Genomic DNA, 23,825 nt, shown 5'->3' with positions numbered 1-23,825 from the left:
AACAAATTCTAATTTCTTCAGTAAATTAGCACTCCGGTGATTGTGGGGTAGATAATTTGCCATCACCCGGTGCATATCTAATTGTGCAAAGACATCATTTATGGCAAAGTGCAATGCTTCCGTCATATACCCTTTACCTTGTTCAAATTCTGCTAAATTATAGCCCAAATAACAAAATTGGGCAGCACCCCGCATAAACCCGTGAAAACTAACATTGCCAATAATTTCTGAGAAATTCCCATTTTTGAAAATAAATAATTTTAAAGAGCGATCGCATTCAAATTCTTTAATGTTTTTCTCAACTTGCTCTTGCCAAAACTCATGGGTTAAAAAATTATCAGGCCAAAAAGGTTGCCAGGGAGATAGATGCCCTTGATTATTCCGGTAAAATTTGACAATCTCAGGCACATCTTCTTGAGTTCCCATCCGTAATAACAATCTAGGCGTATAAATTAGCTTAAATTCCGAATTCATTCCAGTATTCTTATAAAAAAAGATATATTAATTGGAAGTGAAAAACGATTGAAAATGGATATTATTTCTGTTGAAGCTGCATCGCAGTTATGGAACTACCTGATTGGCCAAGCGTATTTTAAGATTCTACAGAACCTTCTCTGGGCAGCGACAATTCTGCTGCTCACCCGATTAGCTGTAGGTTGGGTAGGAGGTCTTACCCGCAAAGCGCTAAGTCGCACAGAGCCAACCTTACGCAAGTTCTTGATTCAGGTAGCCGAGATTTTCACGCTGGTCGTCGGGATGGTCGCCGTTCTCAACAGGTTGGGAATCGAGACGACCAGCGTTGTCGCGGTAGTGGGGGCGGCTGGTTTAGCAATCGGCTTAGCATTGCAGAATACCTTATCTCACTTTGCCGCTGGTGTGATGCTGATTAGTTTGCGCCCGTTTGAGGTAGGCGATTTTATTGAAGGGGCGGGGGCTGCTGGGGTAGTGGATGCCATCGGCATTTTCTCGACTACGCTAGTAACGCGAGACAACGTAGTAATTACAGTGCCGAACGGGCAATTATTCAGCGGGACGCTGAAAAATACCACCGTACTCGGCAAGCGACGAGTCGATTTAGACATTGATATTGGCGATCGCCCGATCGAACCGACTATCACCCTACTTTTGTCTTTAATTCAACCCCATCCCTTAGTTTTGGAAGAACCAAAAACGACCTGTCACGTTGCTTCCATCTCAGCAACCGGAACAATTTTATATCTCCGTCCTTGGTGTGCATCTGAAGCCTACGATCACGTCCGTTCCGAAGTACAACAGCTGGTGAAAGAAGCTCTGCGAGAGCCAGAATTGTCACTGTAGTCTTCTGCCTACTCCTGAAGGACGCGGGATCATTCTTGCTCCTTCATCTTCATTATTTTCCCGTGAATCGGCAGTTCAATCCGAAACTCTGTTCCTTGTCCTGGTTCAGACAGACACTTCAGTACCCCGCCATGCTTCTCAACGATAATCTGGTAGCTAATCGACAATCCGATTCCCGTGCCTTTCCCTAAAGGCTTCGTCGTGAAAAATGGATCGAATATCTTTGCCCTAATCTCTTCCGGTATGCCAGGGCCATTATCCGCAATGCGAATTACTACATGAGATCGGTCAGAAGAAAGGCTGGTGCTAATGCGAATCCAAGCACTGCTAGTGGGTAGAGACACGATTAATCGTGTCTCTAGGTCAGTTGTTGTTTCACGAATGATTGACGGCTGACTATTGACCATTGACAACTCTAGAGCATCCACCGCATTACTCAAGATATTCATAAATACCTGGTTCAAGGGACCTGCGTAGCACTCAACGGGTGGAAGGACTCCGTACTCTTTAATCACTTCAATGCCGAGATTTTGGGCTGTGGGTTTAAGCCGATGCTGAAGGATTAAAAGCGTGCTATTAATCCCTTCGTGGATATCAACTCGTCTCATCTCGGCTTCATCCAATCGGGAGAAGTTTCGCAACGAAAAAACAATTTGATGGATACGGTCAGTACCCACTTTCATAGAAGCCAAAGTTTTTGGTAAATCTTCTACTAGAAAGTTCACATCAATTGTTTCTGCTTTTTTTTGAATCTCGCCATCGGGATGGGGATATTGCTTTTTGTAGAGGTTTAGCAAATCGAGGAGATCCCGAACATAGGCACTAACATAGGGCAGGTTGCCGTGAATAAAGTTGACAGGGTTGTTAATTTCATGGGCGACACCAGCAACCAATTGACCCAAACTCGACATTTTTTCGCTCTGAATCAGTTGGGCTTGAGTATTTCGTAATGTCTTGAGGGTTTGCAGCAGTCGTTGATTACTGCGGCGGAGTGCTTGCTCTACTCGCCGACTCTTGCTGACAGTCCGTTCTAATTTATCCAGGTTAATCCGTAACTCCATCTGGCTGACCACTTGACGCCCCAACGCCCGCAGTGCCTCCATCTGTTCGGGGGTGAGATGACGTGGAATCCGGTCAATCGCGCAGAGGGTGCCGACAGCATAGCCATCAGATGTTACCAAAGGGGTACCCGCATAAAACCGGATATTGGTGTCTGAGGTCACGAGCGGGTTGTTGGAAAACCGCCGATCTTCTAAGGCATTGGGCACAATCAACAACTCATCTGGTTGCACCAAGGCATGGGCGCAAAATGCCACGTCTCTTGGCGTTTCCGTTGCTTCTAGACCGATTTTTGATTTGAACCACTGCCGATTAGAATCGACGAGGCTGACTAAAGCAATGGGAGTGCCACAAATATAGGCTGCCAGAGCCGTCAAATCGTCAAATGCTTCTTCAGGAGCAGTATCAAGAATCTTGTAGCGATTCAGCGCTTTGAGCCTATCTGCCTCATTGATGGGGATGGGTGGGCTGCTGCTGATTTCCTCTGTCGGTTTCGATGGGGTGAGGTTGATTTGATTCAATTCAGAATCGATTGAGGCGTCTTGTCGGAGGGGCTGACGACGTAACTGGCGACGTTTTTTTCTAAAAAGACGACTGTAAATGGTTTGAATAGCGTTCAAAAGAAGGTTCCATGCTGTTGTAAATAGCCGTTTCACGCTGGTATTCTGCACGCTTAATTAGAGATTATCATAGGTCATTCATACCCTTTCTTTAATTGATTGTAAGTATATGAACGTAAGCACACGACTATGCGCTCTTACTAAAGTCACAAGTACAAAGTGAATTGGTATCAACGTTAATTGGTATCAACGTGAGTTACTATCAACGCCACGAGCGGTACTGTGTTACTTGAGGTTAACACCATTTTAGGTTGAGGATTTTGGATGGGAAAAGGGAACTTAGAATCGGATTGTAAAATTTAAATAAAGTATATATATAACAACATCATCCAATTCCAACCCATTATTTTATTTATTCCATCACTAATAAATTGCAACCAATCTCCTCAAAATCCGGATAATTTGAGAGCGAGCAACACTCAAATGGTTGCTTTAAAAAGGGAATTTTTCTAAATAATCATTCTGTAGAGGTAGGATAATTTTTATTTGGGAAAAAGTATACACTAAAACAAAGACTTCTAGTTGTACTAATCTTACTGGTACAACTAGAAGTCTTTGTAGGGTATTTCCAGGACAAGCTGCTGCGTAATTAGGCGCTGACTTGAGTGACTAATTCTAATTCTGGTGCAGGTTGTTCTTTCAATAACTGGGTGTAAAGGTCGCTTAGTTGAGTCGCTACGCCATCCCAACTAAACATCTTCTCTACCCGAACTCTTGCCTTCTCACCTAGCTGCTTGCGCCATTCTGGATTGGCGAGAATGCGGTCAATCGCGGCTGCAAACGCTACGGCATCTTTCGGGGGTGCCAGTAAACCCGTTTCTTCGGGGACGACGGTGAACTGGAGTCCGCCGACATCACTAGCAACGACGGGCGTTCCAGAAGCCATTGCTTCAATTGCTACTAAACCGAAGGGTTCGTAATGACTGGGTACGACACAAACATCAGCGGCGGCGTAGTAAGCGGGCAGAGTGTCGTCACCCAACCGTCCGGGGAAGGAGGTGATGTCTTGCAGCCCCAGTTCGCCGACAATTTTTTCAATGCGATCGCGTTCGATACCGTCACTTTGACCGGGACGAGAACCCCCGCCGATAAATAGTTTTAGGTTGCCCTGCTGGCGCATCTGGGACTTGCCAACGGCGCGAACGAGTGTTTCAATTCCCTTGCGGCGATCAAATCGACCCACATAGAAGACCACGTTGGTATCGGCGTCGATTCCCAGTTTCTCTCTTGCTGCTTCGCGGGTGACGGAACCAAACTTGCGAATATCGGTGCCGCAGGGGATGATATCGATGTTGCCTTTTGTGGAAACGAGCGATCGCATATGTTCTTTCTCTTGCGGACTGGTGGCAACAATCCGTTCCGCTGTCTCTAAAACCTTTCTTTCTACCTCTAGCCGCGTGGTAGCAATCAAGGGAATCGTCGAAACTGACTTATATTTGACGGCTCCTAAAGAGTGGTAAGTATGAATTTGTTTGATGGGTTGAACTTTCTTCAGCTCCATTCCCACCCAAGATGAGAGCCAGTAATTTGTGTGTACTATAGAATATTCAATGCCTTCTTGCTGCTGAAACTTGAGCATCTGTTCGACAAACACTGGCAGATACTCAAACAAATTGTCTCTTGGGACAAACTCTTCAGGACCAGCTGTCAAGCGAATTGTTCGACAATTCGCGCTATGTTGAACAATCGTGGGTTGATCGCCACTAACTTTGCGGGTAAACATATCTACTTGCCACCCCTGTTGAGCAAGTGCCTCACCCACCTGACGTACATAAACGTTTTGACCGCCAGCCTCTTCTTTACCGATTTCAATTGCTGGATCTCCGTGGACGGAAATTAGAGCAATGTGCTGGTTGTTTGTGGAAAGCATATATTTATATCGATTTTTTCACTCAACGACGTTCAGGGCGAAGCAGGGGTTGACTATTCTACTTAGTTGCCTGTTTAGCCCACCGGAACTTAAGGAATCTTTACTTGTGCTAATAGGATAAGCTTCGCCGTTGATGATGAACATCAACTACGGGAGAGAATCTACTACCTGACTATATTCAACCTTCCGGGGGACGGGTGGGTATCATTGGGTATCATGACCTCCCCCCAAAGAAATAAAATTTTAAGCCAAAGGGCATATAAATCGCCAGAGTAGCGAATGGATTCCCATTTTTCCGTCCTCCAACGGTCAGGGAAGTGAAGATTTATAGATTTAATTGTGGAACGCGAGAATATTTAAATCGCCCAAGCCTTAAGGAAAGCGGGTTGTAAGCGTTTATTAGATTTCTTTGTCAGCCATGAAAAATTTAACAATAGGTAATTATACTAAGGGAGCGGGAAAGAAGCAAACAGCCGCAACGACGAGGATGAATCATGGCTTTCCCTGCAACTGCGAAGACTTATTCGGAACGATCGGACATCAAAAAAAAGAAAATTTTTTTGACAGCAGCACCAATTGATTAATATCTGCTATTATCTATATTTGTCACCTAGGAGAGGTGGCTGAGTGGTCGAAAGCGACAGATTGCTAATCTGTTGTACGGTTGGTAACTCCGTACCGAGGGTTCGAATCCCTCCCTCTCCGTTTTAAAAGCGAAAAGAGACAAGTAGCGAAGCCCAATAGGGAAAAGCAAACGCCTCACTCTTGACGTCTCACAGCGATCGCTTCTGCTAGCTAAAATGTTGGCAGAAGTTATGGCTGTATTCTTAAACAACTGAGATCAATTAAAATATTTGATTTCAATCGTGGACTGTTGAAGAGTTAAACACCCAAATGAGCAGACCCGCTTCAGCCAGAAGTATCAAACCGAGTTGGGCGATCGCCCTAGCAATTACCACCATTACGACAAGTTTTCTAACCGTTGCTTGCGAAAACCCCTCTCAAACAACGCCAGGTAATAACACGCCAACCAGTACAACCAGTAGCCCCGCCCAGACTACAGGTTCTACCCCAGCCACCAGCGGTTCCGGACTCAAGATTGGCTCACTGCTGCCGACCACTGGCGACCTATCTTCCGTAGGGCAACCCCTGCCAGATGCTATCCGCCTGTTAATAGACACCGTCAACAAGTGTGGCGGCGTCAATAGTCAGCCAGTCACATTTATTCCTGAAGATGACCAAACCGATCCCAACGCTGGCACCGCAGGAATGACCAAATTAACGGAAGTAGATAGAGTTGCTGGCGTCGTCGGTTCCTTTGCCAGCAGCGTTTCTAGTGCCGCCGTGCCTGTCGCTGTCCGCAACAAGGTGATGTTTATCTCACCAGGTAGCACCAGCCCCGTCTTTACAGAACGAGCCAAAAAAGGAGAATTTCAAGGTTATTGGGCGCGGACGGCTCCCCCCGATACCTATCAAGCTCAGGCTTTAGCAAAACTAGCCAGTGACAGAGGATTTAAGCGCGTTTCCACCATCGTCATCAACAACGACTATGGAGTTGGTTTTGAACAAGAATTTGTACAAGCCTTTAAAAAATTAGGAGGCACTATTGTCAACAAACCAACTCGCTACGACCCCAAAGCCGCTACTTTTGAAAGCGACATACTAGAAGCGTTCAAGGACAAGCCTGATGCGGTGGCAGCAGTTGTTTATGCTGAAACCGGCAGCTTGCTCTTAAAATCTGCCTACGAACAAGGTCTAAGTAAAGGCGTCCAGGTGATGCTGACAGATGGTGCTTATTCGGAAGACTTTCCCGAACAGGTCGGCAAAACCAGCGATGATCAATTTATATTAACTGGGGCAATTGGCACGGTTCCCGGTGCTAATGGCCCAGCACTGGCTGAGTTCACCAAGATTTGGAAAGAGAAAACCGGAAGGGGATTGAGCGCCTATGTGCCTCATGCCTGGGATGCTGCCGCTTTGATGGTACTAGCCGCCGAAGACGCTAAATTAAATACCGGCGAAGGCATTAAAAGTAAGATTCGTGATGTCGCCAATGCCCCAGGAACAGAAGTGAGCGATGTTTGTCAGGCGCTAGAACTGGTGCGTAAGGGTGAGGAGATTAACTACCAGGGAGCTAGCGGTAACGTCGATATTGATGCAAACGGCGATGTAGTCGGTAGCTACGATGTCTGGGCGGTGGAACCTACAGGTTCCCTAGCCGTGACCGGCAAAGTCAGCCCTCAAGTAGCCGTAACCGAGAAAAAGTAAGAATGTACAAAGGCAAAAGAAACAGGAGAAACCAAATTTTTCTGCTGTCTTTTGCCTTTGTTTTTTACCTTCTCTAGAAACCAGGGAAGGTGTAACCCACTCCCAGAATTAGTCCCACTGGCACTTCATCGCTTTGAAATCCGATATTTAGAGCTGCATTTGCTGTAAATTGCCGTGTCAAAGGTACATCGACGCCACCCGTAACCAGGAAACCAATGTCGCTGTCATCACCCGTGGAAATCGTGACACCGCCACCCACGTAAGGGGCGAATCTGACGGGTTCAAACGGATCTGACTGTCGAATGTTAAAGTCGTAAGTCACTGGAAGCAGAAAGGTCGTATCGTCACCGAGTAGCACGGAAGGGCGTACAGACAACGTATTGGTTAGACCAATTTTGCTGATCACGGCGAAACTACCATCGCCCAAAGCACTATCACCCCCGAAACCAATATTGAAGCCAACCCCGACGTAGCTGCGACCGGCACGGGTGGTTCGACCGAGTTCGATATCGGTTTGAGCAACCTCAGAGTCATTGGGTAAGTTTGGAGTTTCAGCAGTTGGTTGCTGTGGTGCGGCGAGAGCGGCAGCAGAAGTGGTTACGCCGGGAAATGGTTGCGTAGTAGCAGTATCATCAGCCGCTGCCAAGGAGGAAGGCTCTGAAGCCACGGGCTTTGCGCTTTCTTCAACCAGCGTTGCATCTTGGTACTCAGAGAGAATGACCGGCTGTTGGCTCAGATTATATTGTGTTGAGACCGGGGCTTGTGGTGCAGCCGGGACTTGTGATGCAGCCGGAACAGTTGATTGGGTAATCGGTGTGACATCTGCCGACTTGACAACTGGCTTGACAACTGGCATACCCATTACTGTTGGCTCAGCGATCGCTTCAGATGCGGCAGGTTCTGAAGTCTCAACGACCGCAGGAGTCTTTTGGTCAATGACTGTGGCAGTGGACTGGGCTGTAGCTGACAAGCCACCGCTGAAAACTGTCAGTGCCGTCAGACCTAGTAAGAAAGAAACACGCTTAGAAAAGATTGTATTCACGGTCACTCCTCAAAAACTTCCTCAAAAATCTACGAAAGCCAACCTTAATTGCCTATTCTCTCGGAAATTATATTTCCCTGTCGTCAATTTAGGAAATTTTAAAAGAATTTGCTACCCACCAAGGAAGGATTATGCGCTGAAAGTGGCTAGTATTCGACGAAATTGATGTTGACAGGTGAAATGGAATAAAGAGGGTCAGAGGGTGATAAGAGAGATTTTTATTCCCGATTCCTAGGCTTTATCTCCAAAGCAGCGATCGCAATTTCTCTGATAAAGGCTTGGGATGCGACCAATCGCTCATTTTGATTTTGATGACGAAGAAACCCTTTTTTACAATAAAAAGGGTTTCTTCGTGATTGATGAAGCTCGCCTCTGTAACCGCAGATTGTACTAGGTAAGGCTGTCCATTGCCGCGACAACTTGCTGGGAAACAAAGGGGAGAATCGCTTTGTTTTTACTATTTGCTTTGCCCTCAGTGAACACAATCAACAAATAAGGGTGCCGTGATGGTAGCTCGATATAAGCGGCGTCGTGGCGAACTTGGCTTGTCCAACCGGCTTTAGACCACAATTGGGCATTTGGAGGCAGTCCGCCACCTAAGAAACCCCGCACCTGATTTTCCTCATCGGGGGCTTCATCGTCTTCTGCATGGAGGCTGCGTTTCATCAGTCCCATCATTGCTTGCGATCGCCCGGAGGAAACTGCAACGCCTCCGACAATGCTATGTATGAGCCTCGCCGTGGCATTGGTCGTCACCATATTACGGTTTTCCCGCATCTCCCCTAAGAATGCCCGCTCTCGCCCATAGGGACCGTCACCCCAAGGTTTTTGATTGACATTGATGGTTTCCATCTCTGTCCAACCGAGGGATTGAAAGTAGCGATTCACGATATTGCGCTGCAACTGCCAGGTTTCAAACGGCCCTGGCGGCAACTCTGGACCGCTAGTAGTGCCAGTCAATACATCCAGCACTAAGCTGGTGGCGTCGTTGCTGGAATCAATAATCATGTCGCGGATGGCTCGCTCTAACTCCGAGGAAGTTTGGATCATTCCTTGTTCCAGCCACTCTTGTACAGCAACCAGATAAAACAGTTTAACGATGCTGGCAGGAAAGATTCGCTCGACGCCGCGATAGCTAAAGCCCCGGACTGGATATTTCCAGAATTCCTCTGAACTAAGGGCACCGCCAGTATTGACGGGCACTGGGGGATCGTAGACTACCCAGGTTAAGGCAATTTGGTTGCGGGCTAATCCCGGAAATTCTGCCCAAGTTGCTTCTAAAATGCGATCGCCTAATTTTTCTAGTTGTGCGTCTTTGTGAAAAAATGTCATTTTTATCAGTTGTTATCAGTTGTCAGTTATCAGTTGTCAATTGTTCAATAGTTTGTACCACTGACCAACAACCACTGACCCATGACCCATGACTCATTCCGCGAGTACCAATGTCGAGTCAATCTAAACCTCTATGATTCCCCCAGTTGTACTCGTTTGGCAACTCAGGCAGCAATCGGGCGTCACTTGCGGATTTTGTCGCCAAATACAGATGTATCGTCTATCCAAGTTTGTCTGCGTGAAGATGACTATTCCGGCTGGGTGGCAATTCAAGACCTCAAGGAGATTGAAGAGGCACAAACGCCCTACGAAGCTCATACTATCTCCCCGACAGAAATTCAAAATCGCATACCCCAAGTCATTGCCTTTATGCAAGCGGCGATGCAACAGCCGAATTATTATCTCTGGGGCGGAACATTAGAGCCAAATTATGACTGTTCCGGGCTGATGCAAGCCGCTTTTGCTGCCTCTGGGATTTGGTTGCCGAGAGATTCCTATCAGCAGGAAGCATTTACACAATCAATTGCGATTCAAGAGCTACAATCAGGTGATTTAATCTTTTTTGGCATCGGAGATAGAACAACCCATGTGGGTTTATACCTGGGAGAAGGACGTTATATCCATAGTTCCGGTCAAGAACAGGGTCGCAACGGAATTGGAATTGATGTCCTTTCGGAACAGGGAGATTCGATTAGTCAGTCGTATTTTCGGCAACTGCGCTCTTGCGGGCGAGTGGTTGCCAGTTATCAACCACAACGACAATAAGACACCAAAAGGTGGGAGGCAATCGTGTTAATTCCTGAAAGACTGGTAACGCAAAGCGAAATGTCTGCTGACGAGATCCCCGATATTTCTGTAGTAGTGCCGGTTTATAACGAGGTGGAAAGTTTACCCCACCTAATTGAAGCGATCGCAACCTCTTTAATTGAGACGAATCTGAACTACGAAATTATTTGCGTGGATGATGGTTCCAAGGATGGCTCCGCGGAACTGCTGAAATCTCTAGTGCAAACCCACAAAAACTTAAAAGCAGTGCTTCTGCGTCGAAACTACGGTCAAACTCCAGCAATGTCTGCGGGGTTTAACTATGCGCGAGGCAAGGTGATTATCACAATGGATGGCGATTTGCAGAATGACCCGGCGGATATTCCCCGGCTCCTGGCAAAGTTAGAAGAAGGCTATGACTTGGTAAGTGGCTGGCGTGAGAAACGACAGGACGCCGCCCTGACTCGTCTACTTCCGTCTAAAATCGCTAACTGGTTAATTGGGAGAGTCACGGGTGTAGAGTTGCATGACTACGGTTGTTCCCTAAAAGCCTACCGCTCAGAATTGGTGGCGGATATGAATCTTTATGGGGAATTGCACCGATTTTTGCCAGCTTTGGCGTTCATTGAGGGGGCAAGAATTACTGAGCTGCCAGTGGGGCACCATGCCCGCCGCTATGGAAGCAGTAAGTATGGGCTGGGGCGGACATTCCGAGTCGTGATGGACTTGTTAACCGTCTACTTTATGAAAAAGTTCCTCACCCGCCCCATGCACGTCTTTGGGCTGTTTGGCATTATTGCAATGGCATTGGGGACGCTGCTCGGTCTGTATTTAACGATTTTAAAAGTGGGTTTCGGTCAGAGCATTGGCGATCGCCCGTTATTGATTTTGGCGGTCGTACTGCTAGTGACGGGTGTGCAATTGTTTTCTTTTGGACTGCTCGCAGAATTGTTAATGAGAACTTATCACGAGTCTCAGGGCAGACCAATCTATCGGGTGAGGGAAGTTGTTGGGGGGAATGTTAACAATAGTAAACAAAGGGAAGGCTAAAAGTGTAAGAAGGAATTAAGCTTTGAAAGTTTTTTGGACGCTAGAGCCGCCCAGTCGCCGCAATCTGTTGGTTTTATTTACGGCTGGGCTATTATTTTGGTCTAGTATGGCTTCTTTGCTCCCGACGCTGCCGCTCTATATCGAGGATGTGGGCGGTACGACGCAGCAGATTGGGATTGTCATGGGGTCATTTGCCCTCGGATTGGTTCTGTGTCGTTCGTGGCTGGGGCGTTTGGCAGATCGACGCGGTCGCAAGGTGGTCTTGCTGATTGGCATGACCGTGGCAGCGATCGCGCCTTTGGGCTATCTAGTTGTTAAATCAATTCCCCTATTAATGCTGCTGCGAGCGTTCCACGGGATTAGCATTGCGGCTTTTACGACGGGTTACAGCGCCTTGGTGGTTGATTTGTCCCCAGTGTCTAAGCGGGGTGAGTTAATTGGCTACATGAGCTTGGTAACGCCAGTTGGGATGGCGATAGGGCCAGCAGTTGGGGGTTATATCCAAGCTGGGGTTGGTTACACGCCGTTGTTTCTGCTCTCTTGCGCGCTAGGAGCGATCGGTTTAGTTTGTGCCAATCAAGTCAAAGAACCCCGAATCGTCCACGAGACAACCGATTCCTCTGCCGGTTCATCCGAAACTCAACAATTTTGGCGACTTCTGGCAAGCCCTCGTCTAAGGATTCCAGCTTTAGTGTTGTTGCTGGTTGGTGTAGCGTTTGGAGCTTTGAGTACCTTCGTCCCTTTATTTATTAAAGATGCCGAAGTTGACCTAAATCCGGGGTTATTTTACACAGCAGCTGCGATCGCGTCTTTCATTTCCCGCATCATCATTGGTCGCGCTTCTGACCGTTACGGACGCGGAATTTTTATCACTGGCAGTATATTCAGCTATGCATTGGCAATGCTGATGCTGTCTCATGCTTACACTGCCCGTAGCTTTTTAGTAGGCGGTTTTTTGGAAGGCGCAGGAGCGGGAACATTACTGCCGATGATGATTGCCTTGATTTCCGACCGCTCCTCTCCCCAAGAACGAGGCAGAGTTTTTGCTTTGTGCATCACGGGGTTTGATGTCGGGATAGCGATCGCGGGTCCTGTTTTGGGTTCCATTGCCGAACCCATTGGCTACCGAGCAATGTTTACTATTACAACAGTTATTTCATTCCTGGCGCTGATTATCTTCGCTACCCTATCGAGCAAAAATTTATCCCATTCCCTCCGCTTCGCCTTTGGCAGAGAAAAGGATGTTTATGCCTTGAATAAGGTTGGGCTACAAAGTGAGGCATAATTCAAAGAAAAAAGGCAAAAGAAAGAATCTTTTGCCTTTTTCTTTTTTACTTAGTAACGGGCTAGGAGGGATTCGAACCCCCGACACCGTGGTCCGTAGCCACGTGCTCTAGTCCACTGAGCTACAAGCCCTTGCCAGAAATTTATAATAGCATAGCCTAACCGTATGATGCAAAATTTTTCTCAAAATCAACCGCTCACTCATTTGGATGCCCACGGTGAGGCTCAGATGGTGGATGTTTCCGGCAAAGAACAAACTCGACGCCATGCTGTTGCTGCGGCACAAGTGCGGATGTTGCTAGAGACATTTGAGGCGATTCAGGCGGGGAACGCACCGAAAGGAGATGTACTGGGAACTGCGAGATTGGCTGGGATTATGGCAGCAAAGCAGACTTCCCAGCTAATTCCCCTGTGTCATCCCTTGCCAATTCATAAAGTAGAAGTTCAGATTGTGCCTGACGCCCAGCTACCGGGATATCAGATTCAAGCGGAAGTCGCCACCAAGGCGGAAACTGGCGTGGAAATGGAAGCGCTAACAGCCGTTTCTGTCGCTGCACTTACCCTCTACGACATGGCGAAAGCGTTGGAAAAAGGGATGGTGATTGAATCGATTCGCTTGGTGAGTAAGACGGGTGGCAAGTCGGGAGATTACCTTCGCCAAGGACAGGGTAGTTAGAGGCTTAGAATGAATGAAGTTGTGAACTCTAACAACTCAAAACTTAAAACTCAAAACTCAAAACTCCCATGCCTCCTCGTTGGCCTCGCAAACCAGACCGCAATGACCCCGCCTATCGTCGCCTCGACGATAGAATGAATTTTGCCATCCATGTGGCGATTTTTGGTGCCTGTAATTCTGGCTTGTGGTTTTTCCACAACTTGCAGAATGCTACATGGCCTTGGGCAACCTGGGTGACAGGCGGATGGGCGTTAGTCTTAGCTACCCACGCTCTGTATATCTTTGCACTCGCAGATTATTCCGACCCAGTAACAGAATCTGCAAATACCAGTGCTGGTTTAGGATTCCAGCCCAAAAGCAAAGAAAAATCCAAAAAAACTACCTAAAGATAGATCCCTGTTTCTTGCTTTTCGTGGATTCAAACTCGGACGGGGATCAATTGCAATGAAAGCATTAGATTCCCTATCCGCATAACCAAAGTAAATCCTATGGCTAGAACCAACACTTCCGAAGCAATTGAATCTCTCGCCGCTGAAATTGGCGAAAACGTTTACATCGATGTGGCTAAATGGCACCTTTATTTGCGAGATGCCAAGCTGCATACGGTTGTAGCAGAAAAGTTGTACCCCCTACTGGCTGATAATTCTGTAGATGAAAATCAGGTGTCGAAAGTCCTGCAAGGGATTCCTGTCAAGTTAGGCGGCGGGAAGCGGGAAGTTCCCTTAGTAGATTTGTTGCCTACGCAGTGCCAGGTAAACCTGATGGATCTTCTGGAAGAATTCCAGCGCAATCTATAAACAAGGTGTCGCTTTTCCCTTCCCCTTCTCTGCCAGAGAGGGGGTTTGGGGGTTTCACCGGCTCGCTCATAAAAGGATTAGCAAGAGCGAGTTGCATGACTAAAAATGTTTAGTTTGATACGCAGAAGTTTTGATTAACTTGCGACGATATGCGTATTGACCGTAAACACTAACTAGATAAGGCATTAGGTAGGTCAGCAATCCAGAAATCCAGCGATCGCGCGTCATTTCGCCTCGGAAAAAGGCAACCCCGTGATTGATCAAAAACAAAAGAGTCCCGACAAATAGAGCCGTTTTTAATCCGGTCGGGATAAACTCTTTGTCAAATAAGCTGACAAGATATGCTTTAAGTGTCTTCATTAGAGGTTGCGATCGCTAAGCTAGATGAGCCAAGCTTCAATACTCATCTCGGCTTACTGTTAGATATCACACCTTCCCCTTCAAGTTTGGTATTGTTTCATACACCTAATTGAGCTGGTTCAAGTGCGATCGCTATCTCCCGAAGCGCTGGCGAATCCGCGAGACAAAAATATCGACTTCTGGCAAATTTAGCCGCGTCGCCAACAAAGCATAAACGCCTAAGCCGACTAACCCAGAGACACTAAGTTGCAACAACTGCACCAGCAACCCATTCGCATTCCAAACTTGTTGAAAACCTGTACTAACGCCCCAACTGGCTAAACCCGCTACAAAGCTAGCACCTGTTAAACCCAAAATTGGCAAAGTCCACTCTTGCCAAGGCAAGCCGTTGAGCTTGCGGTTCAGCATCCAAACTAGCGCCACCACTGAAATGGTATTCACCGTCACCGTGGCTAAAATCAAACCCGGTGCGCCGAAACGTTGAACGAGAATATAATCTAGCAGGGCATTAAAAAAGATATTGACAATGCTGATGCGGAAGGGTGTCTCTCCATCCCCCAATGCATAAAATACCCGCACCAGTACATCGCGCCCCAAGTAGACAAACATCCCCAGGCCATAAGCCATCAGTACTGAAGCAACCAACTCGGATGCCCCAGACTTAAAGGCTCCGCGTTGATAAATCACTTGGACGATGGGGGTTGCTAGTGTCATCATCAGGGCACTCAAAGGCAACATGGTAATGGCAGTCAGGAGTAATCCTTGACGAATTCGTTGCTTGAGTTCGGGCCAATTTTCAGGGGCAGCAAGTCGCGAAAAAACCGGCAGCAGGGGGACTAAAATTACGTTCGAGATAATTCCTAGGGGCGTCTGGACTAGAAGCCCCGCATAGGTCATGGCAGCCGCTGCTGCGGGGATATACGAGGCGAAAAATAAATCAGTGTAGAGGTTGATTTGCAGCATCCCGGAGGATAGCGTCGCGGGTCCCATCACCTTCAGGACATCCTTGACTCCTGGCTGATGCCAGTCAAACCGCAGGCGTAATGTGCCCAAGCCAGCGCGCCATTGGGCAGCGAGTTGGACTAACCACTGCAACACGGCACCGGCAAGGGTTCCCCCCGCCAAAATCAGTCCTCCCACTTCCGCGTATTGGGGTAGGTTGATTTGGTTGCCGAGTTGTAGCGCCAAGATTGCCAGCCCACCAATTACGGTAATGCTGGAGAATAAGGGGCTAACCGAGGGTAGCCAGTACATATCCGCCGCGTTCAGCGTTCCAAAGCCAATCCCAATCAGCCCAGCCATCAGCGCCATCGGAGCCATGATCTGTAACTGCTGGATGGCGATCGCCCTCACTTGCATTCCTTGCGGCGTCTCGCTTAAACCGGGTGCCACTAGGTTAATAAACACACCCGCAAACACGATTAAGACAATCGTGACGAGTAGGAGTATCCCGCCTACGAGTGTTGTAATCGTCTCCACGAGGGGCGCGGCTTCCGATTTGTCGCGCTGCTTGGCTAAAACGCTGACAATCGCACTGTGAAAAGGGCCATTGATGCCGCCCAGTAAGATCAGCAAAAAGCCAGGAATCACATAAGCGTAGTTGTAGGCATCGGCAACGACACCCACGCCAAAAGCGGCGGCGATCGCTTGTTGGCGCACCAACCCAAAAATTTTACTAATCAGCGTAGCAACTGCCACAATTCCGGCAATGCTCGCGAGTGTCCGAGCGGTTTTCTGCTTTTCAGTCACGAACGGTTAACAATCCCTCAATTGGCTCATCTTATTTAAACGCAAAGGTTAACCCCAAGGTACGCCAAGTTAAAATCTCCTTTGCGCTCCTTTACGATTTCCCTGGCTTACCTCTGCGTTAAAAATACTATGGATTGGCTCTACCGCTACCCGACTCTCTCATCCGGAATTTTGCTCAAACGCTACAAGCGTTTCTTTGCCGATATTGAACTAGCGTCTGGAGAGGTGATCACCGCCCATTGTCCAAATACCGGCCCGATGACTGGGGTTTCAACGCCCGGTAGTCCCGTGCAGGTGTCGTATAGCGACAATCCCAAGCGGAAATTGCCGTATACGTGGGAAATGATTCAAGTTTACGATACCGAACCGACTTGGGTGGGAGTGAATACAGCTTTGCCTAATCGGGTCGTTAAGTTAGCACTAGAAAAGTTCCTGTTCCCAACATTGGGCAATTACAGCCAAGTTCGCTTTGAGGTGCCCTATGGAGTAGAAAAAAATAGCCGGGTAGACTTTTTACTAACGGGTAATGACTCCGATTTACCCATTTATTTGGAAGTCAAAAGCACGACTTGGGCGCAAGGGAAACTGGTGCTGTTTCCCGATACAGTCACGACAAGAGGACAAAAGCATCTGCGGGAATTGACCGCGTTAATTCCTCAGATGCGGGCGGTGATGCTTTATTTTGTGAATCGCGGTGACTGTACTCATTTTGCGCCTGGAGACAGTACCGATCCCCTGTATGGTAAGTTGTTGCGCGACGCCGTTGCCCAAGGGGTGGAAGTATTACCTTGCCGTTTTGAAGTTACCCCAGAAGGGATTCGCTACTTGGGTTTAGCCGATTTTCTGCCTTCAATGCCCGCGCAGACATCTTGCCTATCTTTGCCAGAATAGCGATACCTAAACAGTGGAACCTTACCCCTAACTCCTCGACCTTCACGGAGAGGGGAATATAGAACCTTTCCCTGTGAACGAGGAAAGGCAGGGACAGGGTTAAAAAACGGAAAGGTAGCCCAAATGCAGAGTGATAGGTATCTTGAAAAATAGCTAACCTCGATTGAGTAAAGGCAAATTGGAGCTAAAAAACGTCATCATTGCACACAAGGCGGGAGACCCCCTCAGCCGTAGCTGGGCAGAAAAGTGCGCCAAACAACTGGAAAAACGCAATTGCCATGTACTGATGGGGCCAAGTGGGGCAAAGGATAACCCCTACCCAGTGTTTTTGGCTTCTGCAATGCATCCAATCGACCTGGCGATAGTATTGGGCGGCGATGGCACCGCTTTGGCAGCAGTACGGCATCTCGCACCCGAAAAAATTCCGATTTTGGCGGTGAACGTGGGAGGACATTTAGGATTTTTAACCCAGCCGTTTGAGGAATTTGAAGATACTGAGCGGGTTTGGGACAGGTTAAGCGAGGATCGCTATGCCCTTGAACGGCGGATGATGTTGCAGGCGGCGTTATTTGAGGGAAATCGCACGAATTTGGAACCCGTGAGCGATCGCTTCCTTGCACTGAATGAAATGTGCATCAAACCTGCCTCAGCCGACCGCATGATTACTTCCATCTTAGAAATGGAAATTGATGGAGAGGTGGTCGATCAATATCAGGGAGATGGGTTGATTGTTTCTACTCCCACTGGCTCCACTTGCTACACTATCTCTGCCAATGGCCCGATTGTCCACTCTGGCATGGAAGCGATTACTGTCACCCCCATCTGCCCTCTGAGTCTGGCGAGTCGCCCAATTGTCATCCCTTCTGGTTCTGTCGTCAGCGTTTGGCCTTTAGCTGACTACGAGTTAAACACTAAACTATGGATGGATGGTGTCTTGGCAACTGCCATTTGGCCCGGACAGCGCGTAGACATTCGCATGGCAAACTGTCTCGCAAAGTTCATTATTTTGCGGGAAAACTATTCTTATTACCAGACACTCCGCGAAAAGTTGCAATGGGCAGGAGCGAGAATCCGGTACAGTAACAATCACCGAAATTAAGGATGTTGTAGAGTTGAAACTTTTGCCATCTGGCATTGCGTTTTAAAATTACAGCATCGCAATCAGTAAAGTAGGCAGACAAGCATTTCAATTTATCCACCAACAAACCGACGCGATCGCTATCTATTTAGAACGCATAGCAGCTTATTTCTTTTTCTCACGCTTCGGCTTTTCTGGTTTAACGGACTCACCACCTGATTTTTGAGCTAGCTTTTCTTTTTCCTGCTTCAATTGATCCTGCGATCGCTGTTTGCCTTCTATGGCTTGCTGGTAATCTGGCTTGTATCGAATCGCCTTGTCATAAGAGGCGATCGCTTCTTCATACCGCTTTACGTTCAACAGCGCATTTCCCCGACTGAACCAGCTTTCGTAGTGATCTGGCTTGATAGCAACGGCTCGATTATAAGACGCGATCGCTTCTTGATATTGTTTCAAGTTATAAAGTAAATTGCCTCGATTGTACCAAATGAGGTAATCGCCTCGATTAAATTTTAAGGCTTGGTTATAGGAAGCGATCGCTTCTTCATATCGTTGTAATTGATGCAGCGACCAACCAATCCCGTACCAGCCTTTAGAGTAATTTGGCTGAATTTTAGTGACTTGGGTATACGAGTCAATTGCATCTTTATATTGCTGTAAATTTACTAATGCATTCCCTCGGCTATACCAAGCTTTGAAGTGATTCGGTTGAAATCTTACCGCCTTGTCATAAGATTCAATCGCGTCTTGATAACGTTGCAAGCTCATTAGCGAGTTGCCCCGATTGTACCAAGCTTGGGAGTAGTCGGATTTAGATTCTACAGCTTTGTCGTAAGACGCGATCGCTTCCTCATATTTTTGCAAATTATGCAACGTCCAGCCCCTACTGTACCAAGCTTGATAGTAGTCTGGCTTAAATTGCACCGCCTTATCAAAAGATTCAATTGCTTCTTGATATTGCTGTAAATTCGTCATTGTTTCGCCGCGACCATTCCAAACTTCTGGCGAATTGGGATTAATAGTTAAAGCTTTCTCGAAAGAATCAATTGCCTCTTTGTATTGCTCCAATTTATCCAGCACATAGCCGCGACCCGCCCAAGCTTCAAAGGATTCTGGGCTAATCTGAATGGCTTTGTCGTAAGCTTCAATCGCCTCTTTATATTTATTCAGACTGAATAGAATTTGACCGCGACCATTCCACGCTTCTAGGTATTCCGGTCTAATTTTAAGAGCTTTGTCATAAGCATTCAGCGCTTCCTCATTGCGATTTAACTCTGAAAAGGTTTTGCCTCGGTTATACAAGTCAGTTGCATTAGAAGAGTTAATAATATTAACCGTAAAAATAGTTGCGCCCGTTCCCAATCCTAGGACAATCGTTGAGATTAAAATTTTCCAAGGAAGGGAACGCGATTTTTTGCTTTTTTTCTGACTTGTCGGACGAACGGGTGATTTTACAGAGGGTGCAACCATCATTGTGACACCTGTCGGTATCTTCAAATCTTTGAGAGCTTGCAATGCTTCAGTAGCAGATTGGTAGCGCTGCCGAAAATCATAACGCACCATTTTATCTAGAACATTTGCGAGAGCGGTGCTGACTGATGAATGATTGCGCCAAATGATTTCACCCGTATTGGAATCTTCTGGTAATTCGTTAGGAAACAAGCCGGTGAGAGCCTGAATTCCTATCATGCCTACTGCATAGATATCACTGCTTAATTTGGGGTTTCCGTTCGCTTGTTCGCTTGGTAAGTAGCCTGGAGTACCAATGGCAACCGTAAAGCTAGTTTTTGCTCCCTTAATTATTTGAGTGCTAATTCGCTTAACTGCACCAAAATCAATTAAAACTAATTTGTTATCTTCCTTCCGTCTGATTAAATTTCGAGGGTTAATATCGCGGTGGATAACATTTTGTTGATGAACAAATTCTAATATTTCAAGAATCTCTTGTAACAGAGAAATTACTTCATCTTCAGATAGCGGCGGGATGACTCCACTGCTACCGCCTGTGGGGAGTTCCTGGCTAAGATCGCTACCTTCAATGAATTCTTGAACTAGATAAAACTCTTGATTTTCCTCGAAATAGGCGAAAAGTCGAGGAATCCGATCGTGATTCCCTAACTGGTGCAGAACTTTTGCTTCCGTCTCGAAGAGGCGTCTCGCAGTTTGCAAAGTCTGGGGATCGGTTGCTTGAGGCTTGAGTAGCTTAACAACGCATCGAGGGGTGCCAGGAAGATACATATCTTGGGCAAGATAAGTTTGACCAAACCCTCCTCCTCCCAAGGAGTTAATGATTTGGTAATGTCCTCCCAGTGTTTGTCCGATAACTAAGTTCATGGAGTTTCGTGGCAGATAGCGTTAGGAAAGCGTCTTTGCAGAAAAATCGCGCAATCGTTGAAATCGATTTTGGCACAGAAGAACTTGTCTAACTCCACCTACATAGGTGAAAACAATCCATCAGGTGATTTGATGCGATCGCTTCGCTGGAAACACCGCAGCTTCCAGTCAACCCCCCCAAAGTGCGATCGCTCTCAGCTCAAACGTCTTTCTTAGGGTAGGCGATTGACTCTACCCATAGCAAGGGGATGGCTGGTGAGCTGAAACATACTTTTGTCAATATGCAACCAGGCTCTTTTGATAAAACTTAACCATAGGCATCTACCCAAATGATAAGAAAGTTTGTCTTTGCTACTCTTCTAGCCTTTTCAGCGCCCGTCGCTATCTCCACCTCAGGTCTTGCCCAATCTAACGCCCCAGGCACACCGACCACACCAGGTGTCACCACACCGACTACACCAGGCGTCACCACACCGACTACACCAGGCGTAACTACGCCAACCACACCAGGTGTAACCACACCAACCACACCAGGTGTAACCACACCAACCACACCAGGTGTAACCACACCAACCACACCAGGTGTAACCACACCAACCACACCAGGCGTCACCACACCAACCACACCAGGTGTAACCACACCAACCACACCAGGTGTAACCACACCAGCCACACCAGGTGTAACCACACCAGCCACACCAGGTGTAACCACACCAGCCACACCAGGCGTCACCACACCAACCACACCAGGCGTCACCACACCGACACCGCCGACCGCACCAGGCGTAACCACGCCGACTATACCAGGTGTAGCCACACCAACCACACCAGGCGTAGCAACACCAACCACACCAGGCATAACACCGCCTGCTCTACCAGGGGTTCCACCCGTGATACCCGTAATACCGCCGGTCACACCAGGCGTAACACCGGCAATCCCGTCGATTACACCAGTCACACCACCCACGCCACCATTACAGTGAGCGAACGGTAAATCGGTGTCTGGAGATTAGTTTGTCAATGTTTATCTGAAAAGTAGGGGCTTTCCGACCCGAAAGCCTCTACACACTGTCAAAACATTTTTGACACAGCAATAGACTTGATTTTTTTGACCCACAACAGGGGCGCAAGTTGAGAAATGCGCTCCTTTACTGTAGGCTTCTAAACGGTGTAGCGACGCTCAGCATGAGCGTATAGGCACAACAAAAGTGTAAATAGCTCTGTGGTTGAGAAACTGAGTTTCTGGTATCCGGGCGCGATTTTACATTGATTTGCGCTTAGCTGTACAGTACGTGTCACTGGCTTCCGGAAATAGATGTGAGTTGCTGAAAAAATTATCTAGATGTGTTTTTAAAATTCACTAGATAAAAAGCTGGCAATTTACTCCATGATCGGGAAACTACTAAAAGGGCGTTACCAAATTGTCCAACTCCTGGTATCTGGAGTTTTTGGACAGACCTATATTGCCGAAGACATTCACCAAGTAGGCAAGCCAAAATACGTTGTCAAGCACTTTAGTCTTGCAAGTTCAGACCCCAACAGTTTGGAAAGTGCAAGGCGTCGGTTCGTCAACGAAACAGAAATATTGACAAAACTTGGCACCCATAATCGAATTCCTCAGTTGTTAGACTCCTTTGAAGAAAACCAGGAATTCTATTTGGTACAAGAATTTATTCAGGGACATCATCTGAGTGCGGAACTGCCAATAAGCAAAGGCTGCGTCAAACGCTGGACGGAAACCCAAGTGATTGAAATGCTGCAAGAAGCCCTGCGTATTCTGGCATTTGTTCACAGCCACGGCATTATTCATGGCGACCTGAAACCGAACAATTTAGTCAGACGCGCCGAGGATGGCAAGTTATTTCTAGTAGATTTTGGTGTAGCGCAGCCACAGCATTCAGCTCCCGATTTAGCACAGAGTAAAACGACTTTAGCGGTTGGTAGCTTAGGCTACATTCCCTCAGAGCAACTCATCGGACATCCCCGCCGCAATAGCGATATCTATGCTTTGGGAGTAATTGCCATCCAAGCCTTAACTGGTGTGGAACCTGCACAATTAAAAGAAGATCCTGAGACGGGTGAGCTGATCTGGCAGCACCTTTTTATCAGCAGTCTCTCAATGAGTGTCTTGAGCGATCGCTTAGTTTCTGTCCTGAACAAGATGGTACGCTACCACTTCAAAAGCCGCTACCAGTCAGCTTCGGAGGTACTGCAAGCTCTCCAGTCGTTAGATGGAAGCCAGAAGCCAGCAGTAAAGACAACCAACCAGCCACCCGCACAGAAGGCAATCGTTAATCGTCAAAAAAAAGAAACTCACAAAGCCACAATTAAAGAATTTCCAACTCAAAAATCAAGGAAAGGTGAGGGAAATACTCGCTCTTACAAACCTCAACATTCTCCAATCCTAACTGGACTTGGAATCGGGATTGCAGCGAATAGTTTAGTGATAACAGGCGGGCTTTATTCTCTGCTGAATGCTTTTCCGTCAGAGTCTTCATCAAACATTTTAGTTACCGCGAAGGACAAATATCAGACAGGAGATGTTCAAGGCGCGATCGCGCTAGCACAATCTATTCCCTCAGAAAGTTCTATCTATCCAGAAGCTCAAGCCACCGCACGCGAGTGGAGCCAAGAGTGGCATACTGCTGCTGCTCAATTTCAATCCGCCGAACAAGCATTTAAAGAAAGCCGGTGGTTAGATGTGCTAGAAGCAGCTCGTAAGATTCCTAAAATTTCCTACTGGCAAGAAAAAATAGCGCCACTTGTTCAGAAAACTCAACCCAAAGTTGAAGCGGAATCTCAACAATTATTAAAAAAAGCCTACGAGCGAGCGGCAGAAAAAGACTTTACCAGCGCCCTAAACTATCTCAAGCTCATTCCCCAACAAACGCCTGCTGGGGCAAAAGTTCAGACAAAGATTGCTGAATATACCCAAAAGCAACATATCAAAGCTGATTATCTGTTACAACAAGCCTACGAACGAGCATTCAGAACAGACTTTGCGGGTGCGTTAAATTATCTGCAACAGATTCCCCAAGACACCCCTACCTACGCCAGAGCTTTAGCCAAGAGTGCAGAATATACCGAAAAGCAGCACCTCCAAGCTGAAGCCGAAAAAAAGGCGGAAGCTCAAAAAGCAGCAGCTCAATCTGCTTCCCAGATTTCAGCAGAACGCCAAGATGCTAGAAGTCGGAAAGTCGGTGCAACGTATCGAGATATGAACCCTGGTAGCCGCCTCCAAGAAGTTACGCTAAGACTCATTCCCTAGCTCCCTCCAGAGTCTATTGCAACAGGTTCTGTTTTAAGGCTACGTTAAGGGAAGGTTTTCCACTG

Annotated in this window: 20 protein-coding genes and 2 tRNA genes; 12 read left to right on the top strand and 10 right to left on the bottom strand. The window is 47.3% G+C overall.

Annotation, left to right across the window (positions count from 1 at the left end; all coding sequences use genetic code 11):
* Window positions 1-474: GNAT family N-acetyltransferase (locus NDA06_RS08930; protein WP_348251705.1), on the bottom strand; the 474-nt coding region annotated here is incomplete at its 3' end.
* A gap of 54 nt (window positions 475-528) precedes the next feature.
* Between NDA06_RS08930 and NDA06_RS08925 the strand changes: the two genes are divergently transcribed.
* The gene (locus NDA06_RS08925) at window positions 529-1,317 is read left to right on the top strand and encodes a mechanosensitive ion channel family protein (protein WP_190413201.1); all 789 of its coding nucleotides are present in this window, start codon (window positions 529-531) and stop codon (window positions 1,315-1,317) included.
* Window positions 1,318-1,346: 29 nt separating this feature from the next.
* On the opposite strand, the gene NDA06_RS08920 is transcribed toward NDA06_RS08925, so the two are convergent.
* Together NDA06_RS08920 and NDA06_RS08915 are read right to left on the bottom strand one after the other, a co-directional pair.
* Complete coding sequence (locus tag NDA06_RS08920; RefSeq protein WP_199323942.1) at window positions 1,347-2,996, bottom strand: ATP-binding protein; 1,650 nt, start codon at window positions 2,994-2,996, stop codon at window positions 1,347-1,349.
* 589 nt (window positions 2,997-3,585) lie between these two features.
* The gene (locus NDA06_RS08915; RefSeq protein ID WP_190673390.1) at window positions 3,586-4,866 is read right to left on the bottom strand and encodes a glycosyltransferase family 1 protein; all 1,281 of its coding nucleotides are present in this window, start codon (window positions 4,864-4,866) and stop codon (window positions 3,586-3,588) included.
* Window positions 4,867-5,479: 613 nt separating this feature from the next.
* On the opposite strand from NDA06_RS08915, the gene NDA06_RS08910 reads away from it, so the two are divergent.
* Both NDA06_RS08910 and NDA06_RS08905 read left to right on the top strand, forming a co-directional pair.
* Window positions 5,480-5,571 (top strand) — tRNA-Ser (locus NDA06_RS08910).
* 189 nt (window positions 5,572-5,760) lie between these two features.
* Window positions 5,761-7,134, top strand: a complete 1,374-nt coding sequence (locus NDA06_RS08905) for an ABC transporter substrate-binding protein (RefSeq protein ID WP_190984481.1) — start codon at window positions 5,761-5,763, stop codon at window positions 7,132-7,134.
* A gap of 73 nt (window positions 7,135-7,207) precedes the next feature.
* Here the strand turns inward: NDA06_RS08905 and NDA06_RS08900 are convergent, their stop codons facing one another.
* Window positions 7,208-8,176: a hypothetical protein gene (locus NDA06_RS08900; RefSeq protein WP_190984480.1), complete on the bottom strand. Its 969-nt coding sequence runs from the start codon at window positions 8,174-8,176 to the stop codon at window positions 7,208-7,210.
* Window positions 8,177-8,566: 390 nt separating this feature from the next.
* Window positions 8,567-9,508: a serine hydrolase gene (locus NDA06_RS08895; RefSeq protein ID WP_190434601.1), complete on the bottom strand. Its 942-nt coding sequence runs from the start codon at window positions 9,506-9,508 to the stop codon at window positions 8,567-8,569.
* Between the two features lie 81 nt (window positions 9,509-9,589).
* On the opposite strand from NDA06_RS08895, the gene NDA06_RS08890 reads away from it, so the two are divergent.
* Genes NDA06_RS08890 through NDA06_RS08880 form a run of 3 tightly spaced genes read left to right on the top strand, consistent with a single transcriptional unit; the run spans window position 9,590 to window position 12,608 of the window.
* Entirely contained in the window at window positions 9,590-10,273 is a 684-nt protein-coding gene (locus NDA06_RS08890) for a C40 family peptidase (RefSeq protein ID WP_190525812.1), read from the top strand.
* A 60-nt stretch (window positions 10,274-10,333) separates the two neighbouring features.
* A complete protein-coding gene (locus NDA06_RS08885; RefSeq protein ID WP_190681697.1) occupies window positions 10,334-11,323 on the top strand; it encodes a glycosyltransferase family 2 protein in 990 nt (329 codons plus the stop codon).
* A 22-nt stretch (window positions 11,324-11,345) separates the two neighbouring features.
* Window positions 11,346-12,608: an MFS transporter gene (locus NDA06_RS08880; RefSeq protein ID WP_190533271.1), complete on the top strand. Its 1,263-nt coding sequence runs from the start codon at window positions 11,346-11,348 to the stop codon at window positions 12,606-12,608.
* Window positions 12,609-12,665: 57 nt separating this feature from the next.
* Here NDA06_RS08880 and NDA06_RS08875 read toward each other — a convergent pair.
* Window positions 12,666-12,739: transfer RNA gene (locus NDA06_RS08875), tRNA-Arg, on the bottom strand.
* A gap of 34 nt (window positions 12,740-12,773) precedes the next feature.
* On the opposite strand from NDA06_RS08875, the gene moaC reads away from it, so the two are divergent.
* From moaC to NDA06_RS08860, 3 genes are all read left to right on the top strand, one after another.
* Window positions 12,774-13,283 carry a cyclic pyranopterin monophosphate synthase MoaC gene (gene moaC / locus NDA06_RS08870; protein WP_190985539.1) on the top strand — a complete coding sequence of 170 codons (510 nt, stop codon included), beginning with the start codon at window positions 12,774-12,776 and terminating at the stop codon, window positions 13,281-13,283.
* Between the two features lie 68 nt (window positions 13,284-13,351).
* Entirely contained in the window at window positions 13,352-13,669 is a 318-nt protein-coding gene (locus tag NDA06_RS08865; protein WP_190985538.1) for a 2TM domain-containing protein, read from the top strand.
* A 102-nt stretch (window positions 13,670-13,771) separates the two neighbouring features.
* A complete protein-coding gene (locus NDA06_RS08860) occupies window positions 13,772-14,080 on the top strand; it encodes a DUF3181 family protein (protein ID WP_190985537.1) in 309 nt (102 codons plus the stop codon).
* A 99-nt stretch (window positions 14,081-14,179) separates the two neighbouring features.
* On the opposite strand, the gene nrtS is transcribed toward NDA06_RS08860, so the two are convergent.
* Together nrtS and murJ are read right to left on the bottom strand one after the other, a co-directional pair.
* Window positions 14,180-14,440 (bottom strand): nitrate/nitrite transporter NrtS, encoded by a 261-nt coding sequence (gene nrtS, locus NDA06_RS08855; RefSeq protein WP_190427941.1) that lies wholly within the window; start codon window positions 14,438-14,440, stop codon window positions 14,180-14,182.
* Between the two features lie 132 nt (window positions 14,441-14,572).
* Window positions 14,573-16,189 carry a murein biosynthesis integral membrane protein MurJ gene (gene murJ / locus NDA06_RS08850; RefSeq protein ID WP_190985536.1) on the bottom strand — a complete coding sequence of 539 codons (1,617 nt, stop codon included), beginning with the start codon at window positions 16,187-16,189 and terminating at the stop codon, window positions 14,573-14,575.
* 129 nt (window positions 16,190-16,318) lie between these two features.
* On the opposite strand from murJ, the gene sfsA reads away from it, so the two are divergent.
* Together sfsA and NDA06_RS08840 are read left to right on the top strand one after the other, a co-directional pair.
* Window positions 16,319-17,080 (top strand): DNA/RNA nuclease SfsA, encoded by a 762-nt coding sequence (gene sfsA / locus NDA06_RS08845; RefSeq protein ID WP_190985535.1) that lies wholly within the window; start codon window positions 16,319-16,321, stop codon window positions 17,078-17,080.
* A gap of 178 nt (window positions 17,081-17,258) precedes the next feature.
* Complete coding sequence (locus NDA06_RS08840; protein WP_190681712.1) at window positions 17,259-18,179, top strand: NAD(+) kinase; 921 nt, start codon at window positions 17,259-17,261, stop codon at window positions 18,177-18,179.
* A 144-nt stretch (window positions 18,180-18,323) separates the two neighbouring features.
* Here NDA06_RS08840 and NDA06_RS08835 read toward each other — a convergent pair whose 3' ends face one another.
* Together NDA06_RS08835 and NDA06_RS08830 are read right to left on the bottom strand one after the other, a co-directional pair.
* Window positions 18,324-20,492, bottom strand: coding sequence for a serine/threonine-protein kinase (locus NDA06_RS08835; RefSeq protein ID WP_190985534.1), 2,169 nt, complete (start codon window positions 20,490-20,492; stop codon window positions 18,324-18,326).
* A gap of 307 nt (window positions 20,493-20,799) precedes the next feature.
* Entirely contained in the window at window positions 20,800-21,450 is a 651-nt protein-coding gene (locus NDA06_RS08830) for a hypothetical protein (RefSeq protein ID WP_190985533.1), read from the bottom strand.
* A gap of 429 nt (window positions 21,451-21,879) precedes the next feature.
* Between NDA06_RS08830 and NDA06_RS08825 the strand changes: the two genes are divergently transcribed.
* Window positions 21,880-23,760, top strand: a complete 1,881-nt coding sequence (locus tag NDA06_RS08825) for a serine/threonine-protein kinase (protein ID WP_190985532.1) — start codon at window positions 21,880-21,882, stop codon at window positions 23,758-23,760.
* Window positions 23,761-23,825 lie beyond the last annotated feature (65 nt).

This window comes from Trichocoleus sp. ST-U1 (assembly GCF_039961835.1).
Classification (GTDB): Bacteria; Cyanobacteriota; Cyanobacteriia; order Cyanobacteriales; family FACHB-T130; genus FACHB-T130.
This window is presented reverse-complemented; position numbering and strand designations above follow the sequence as displayed.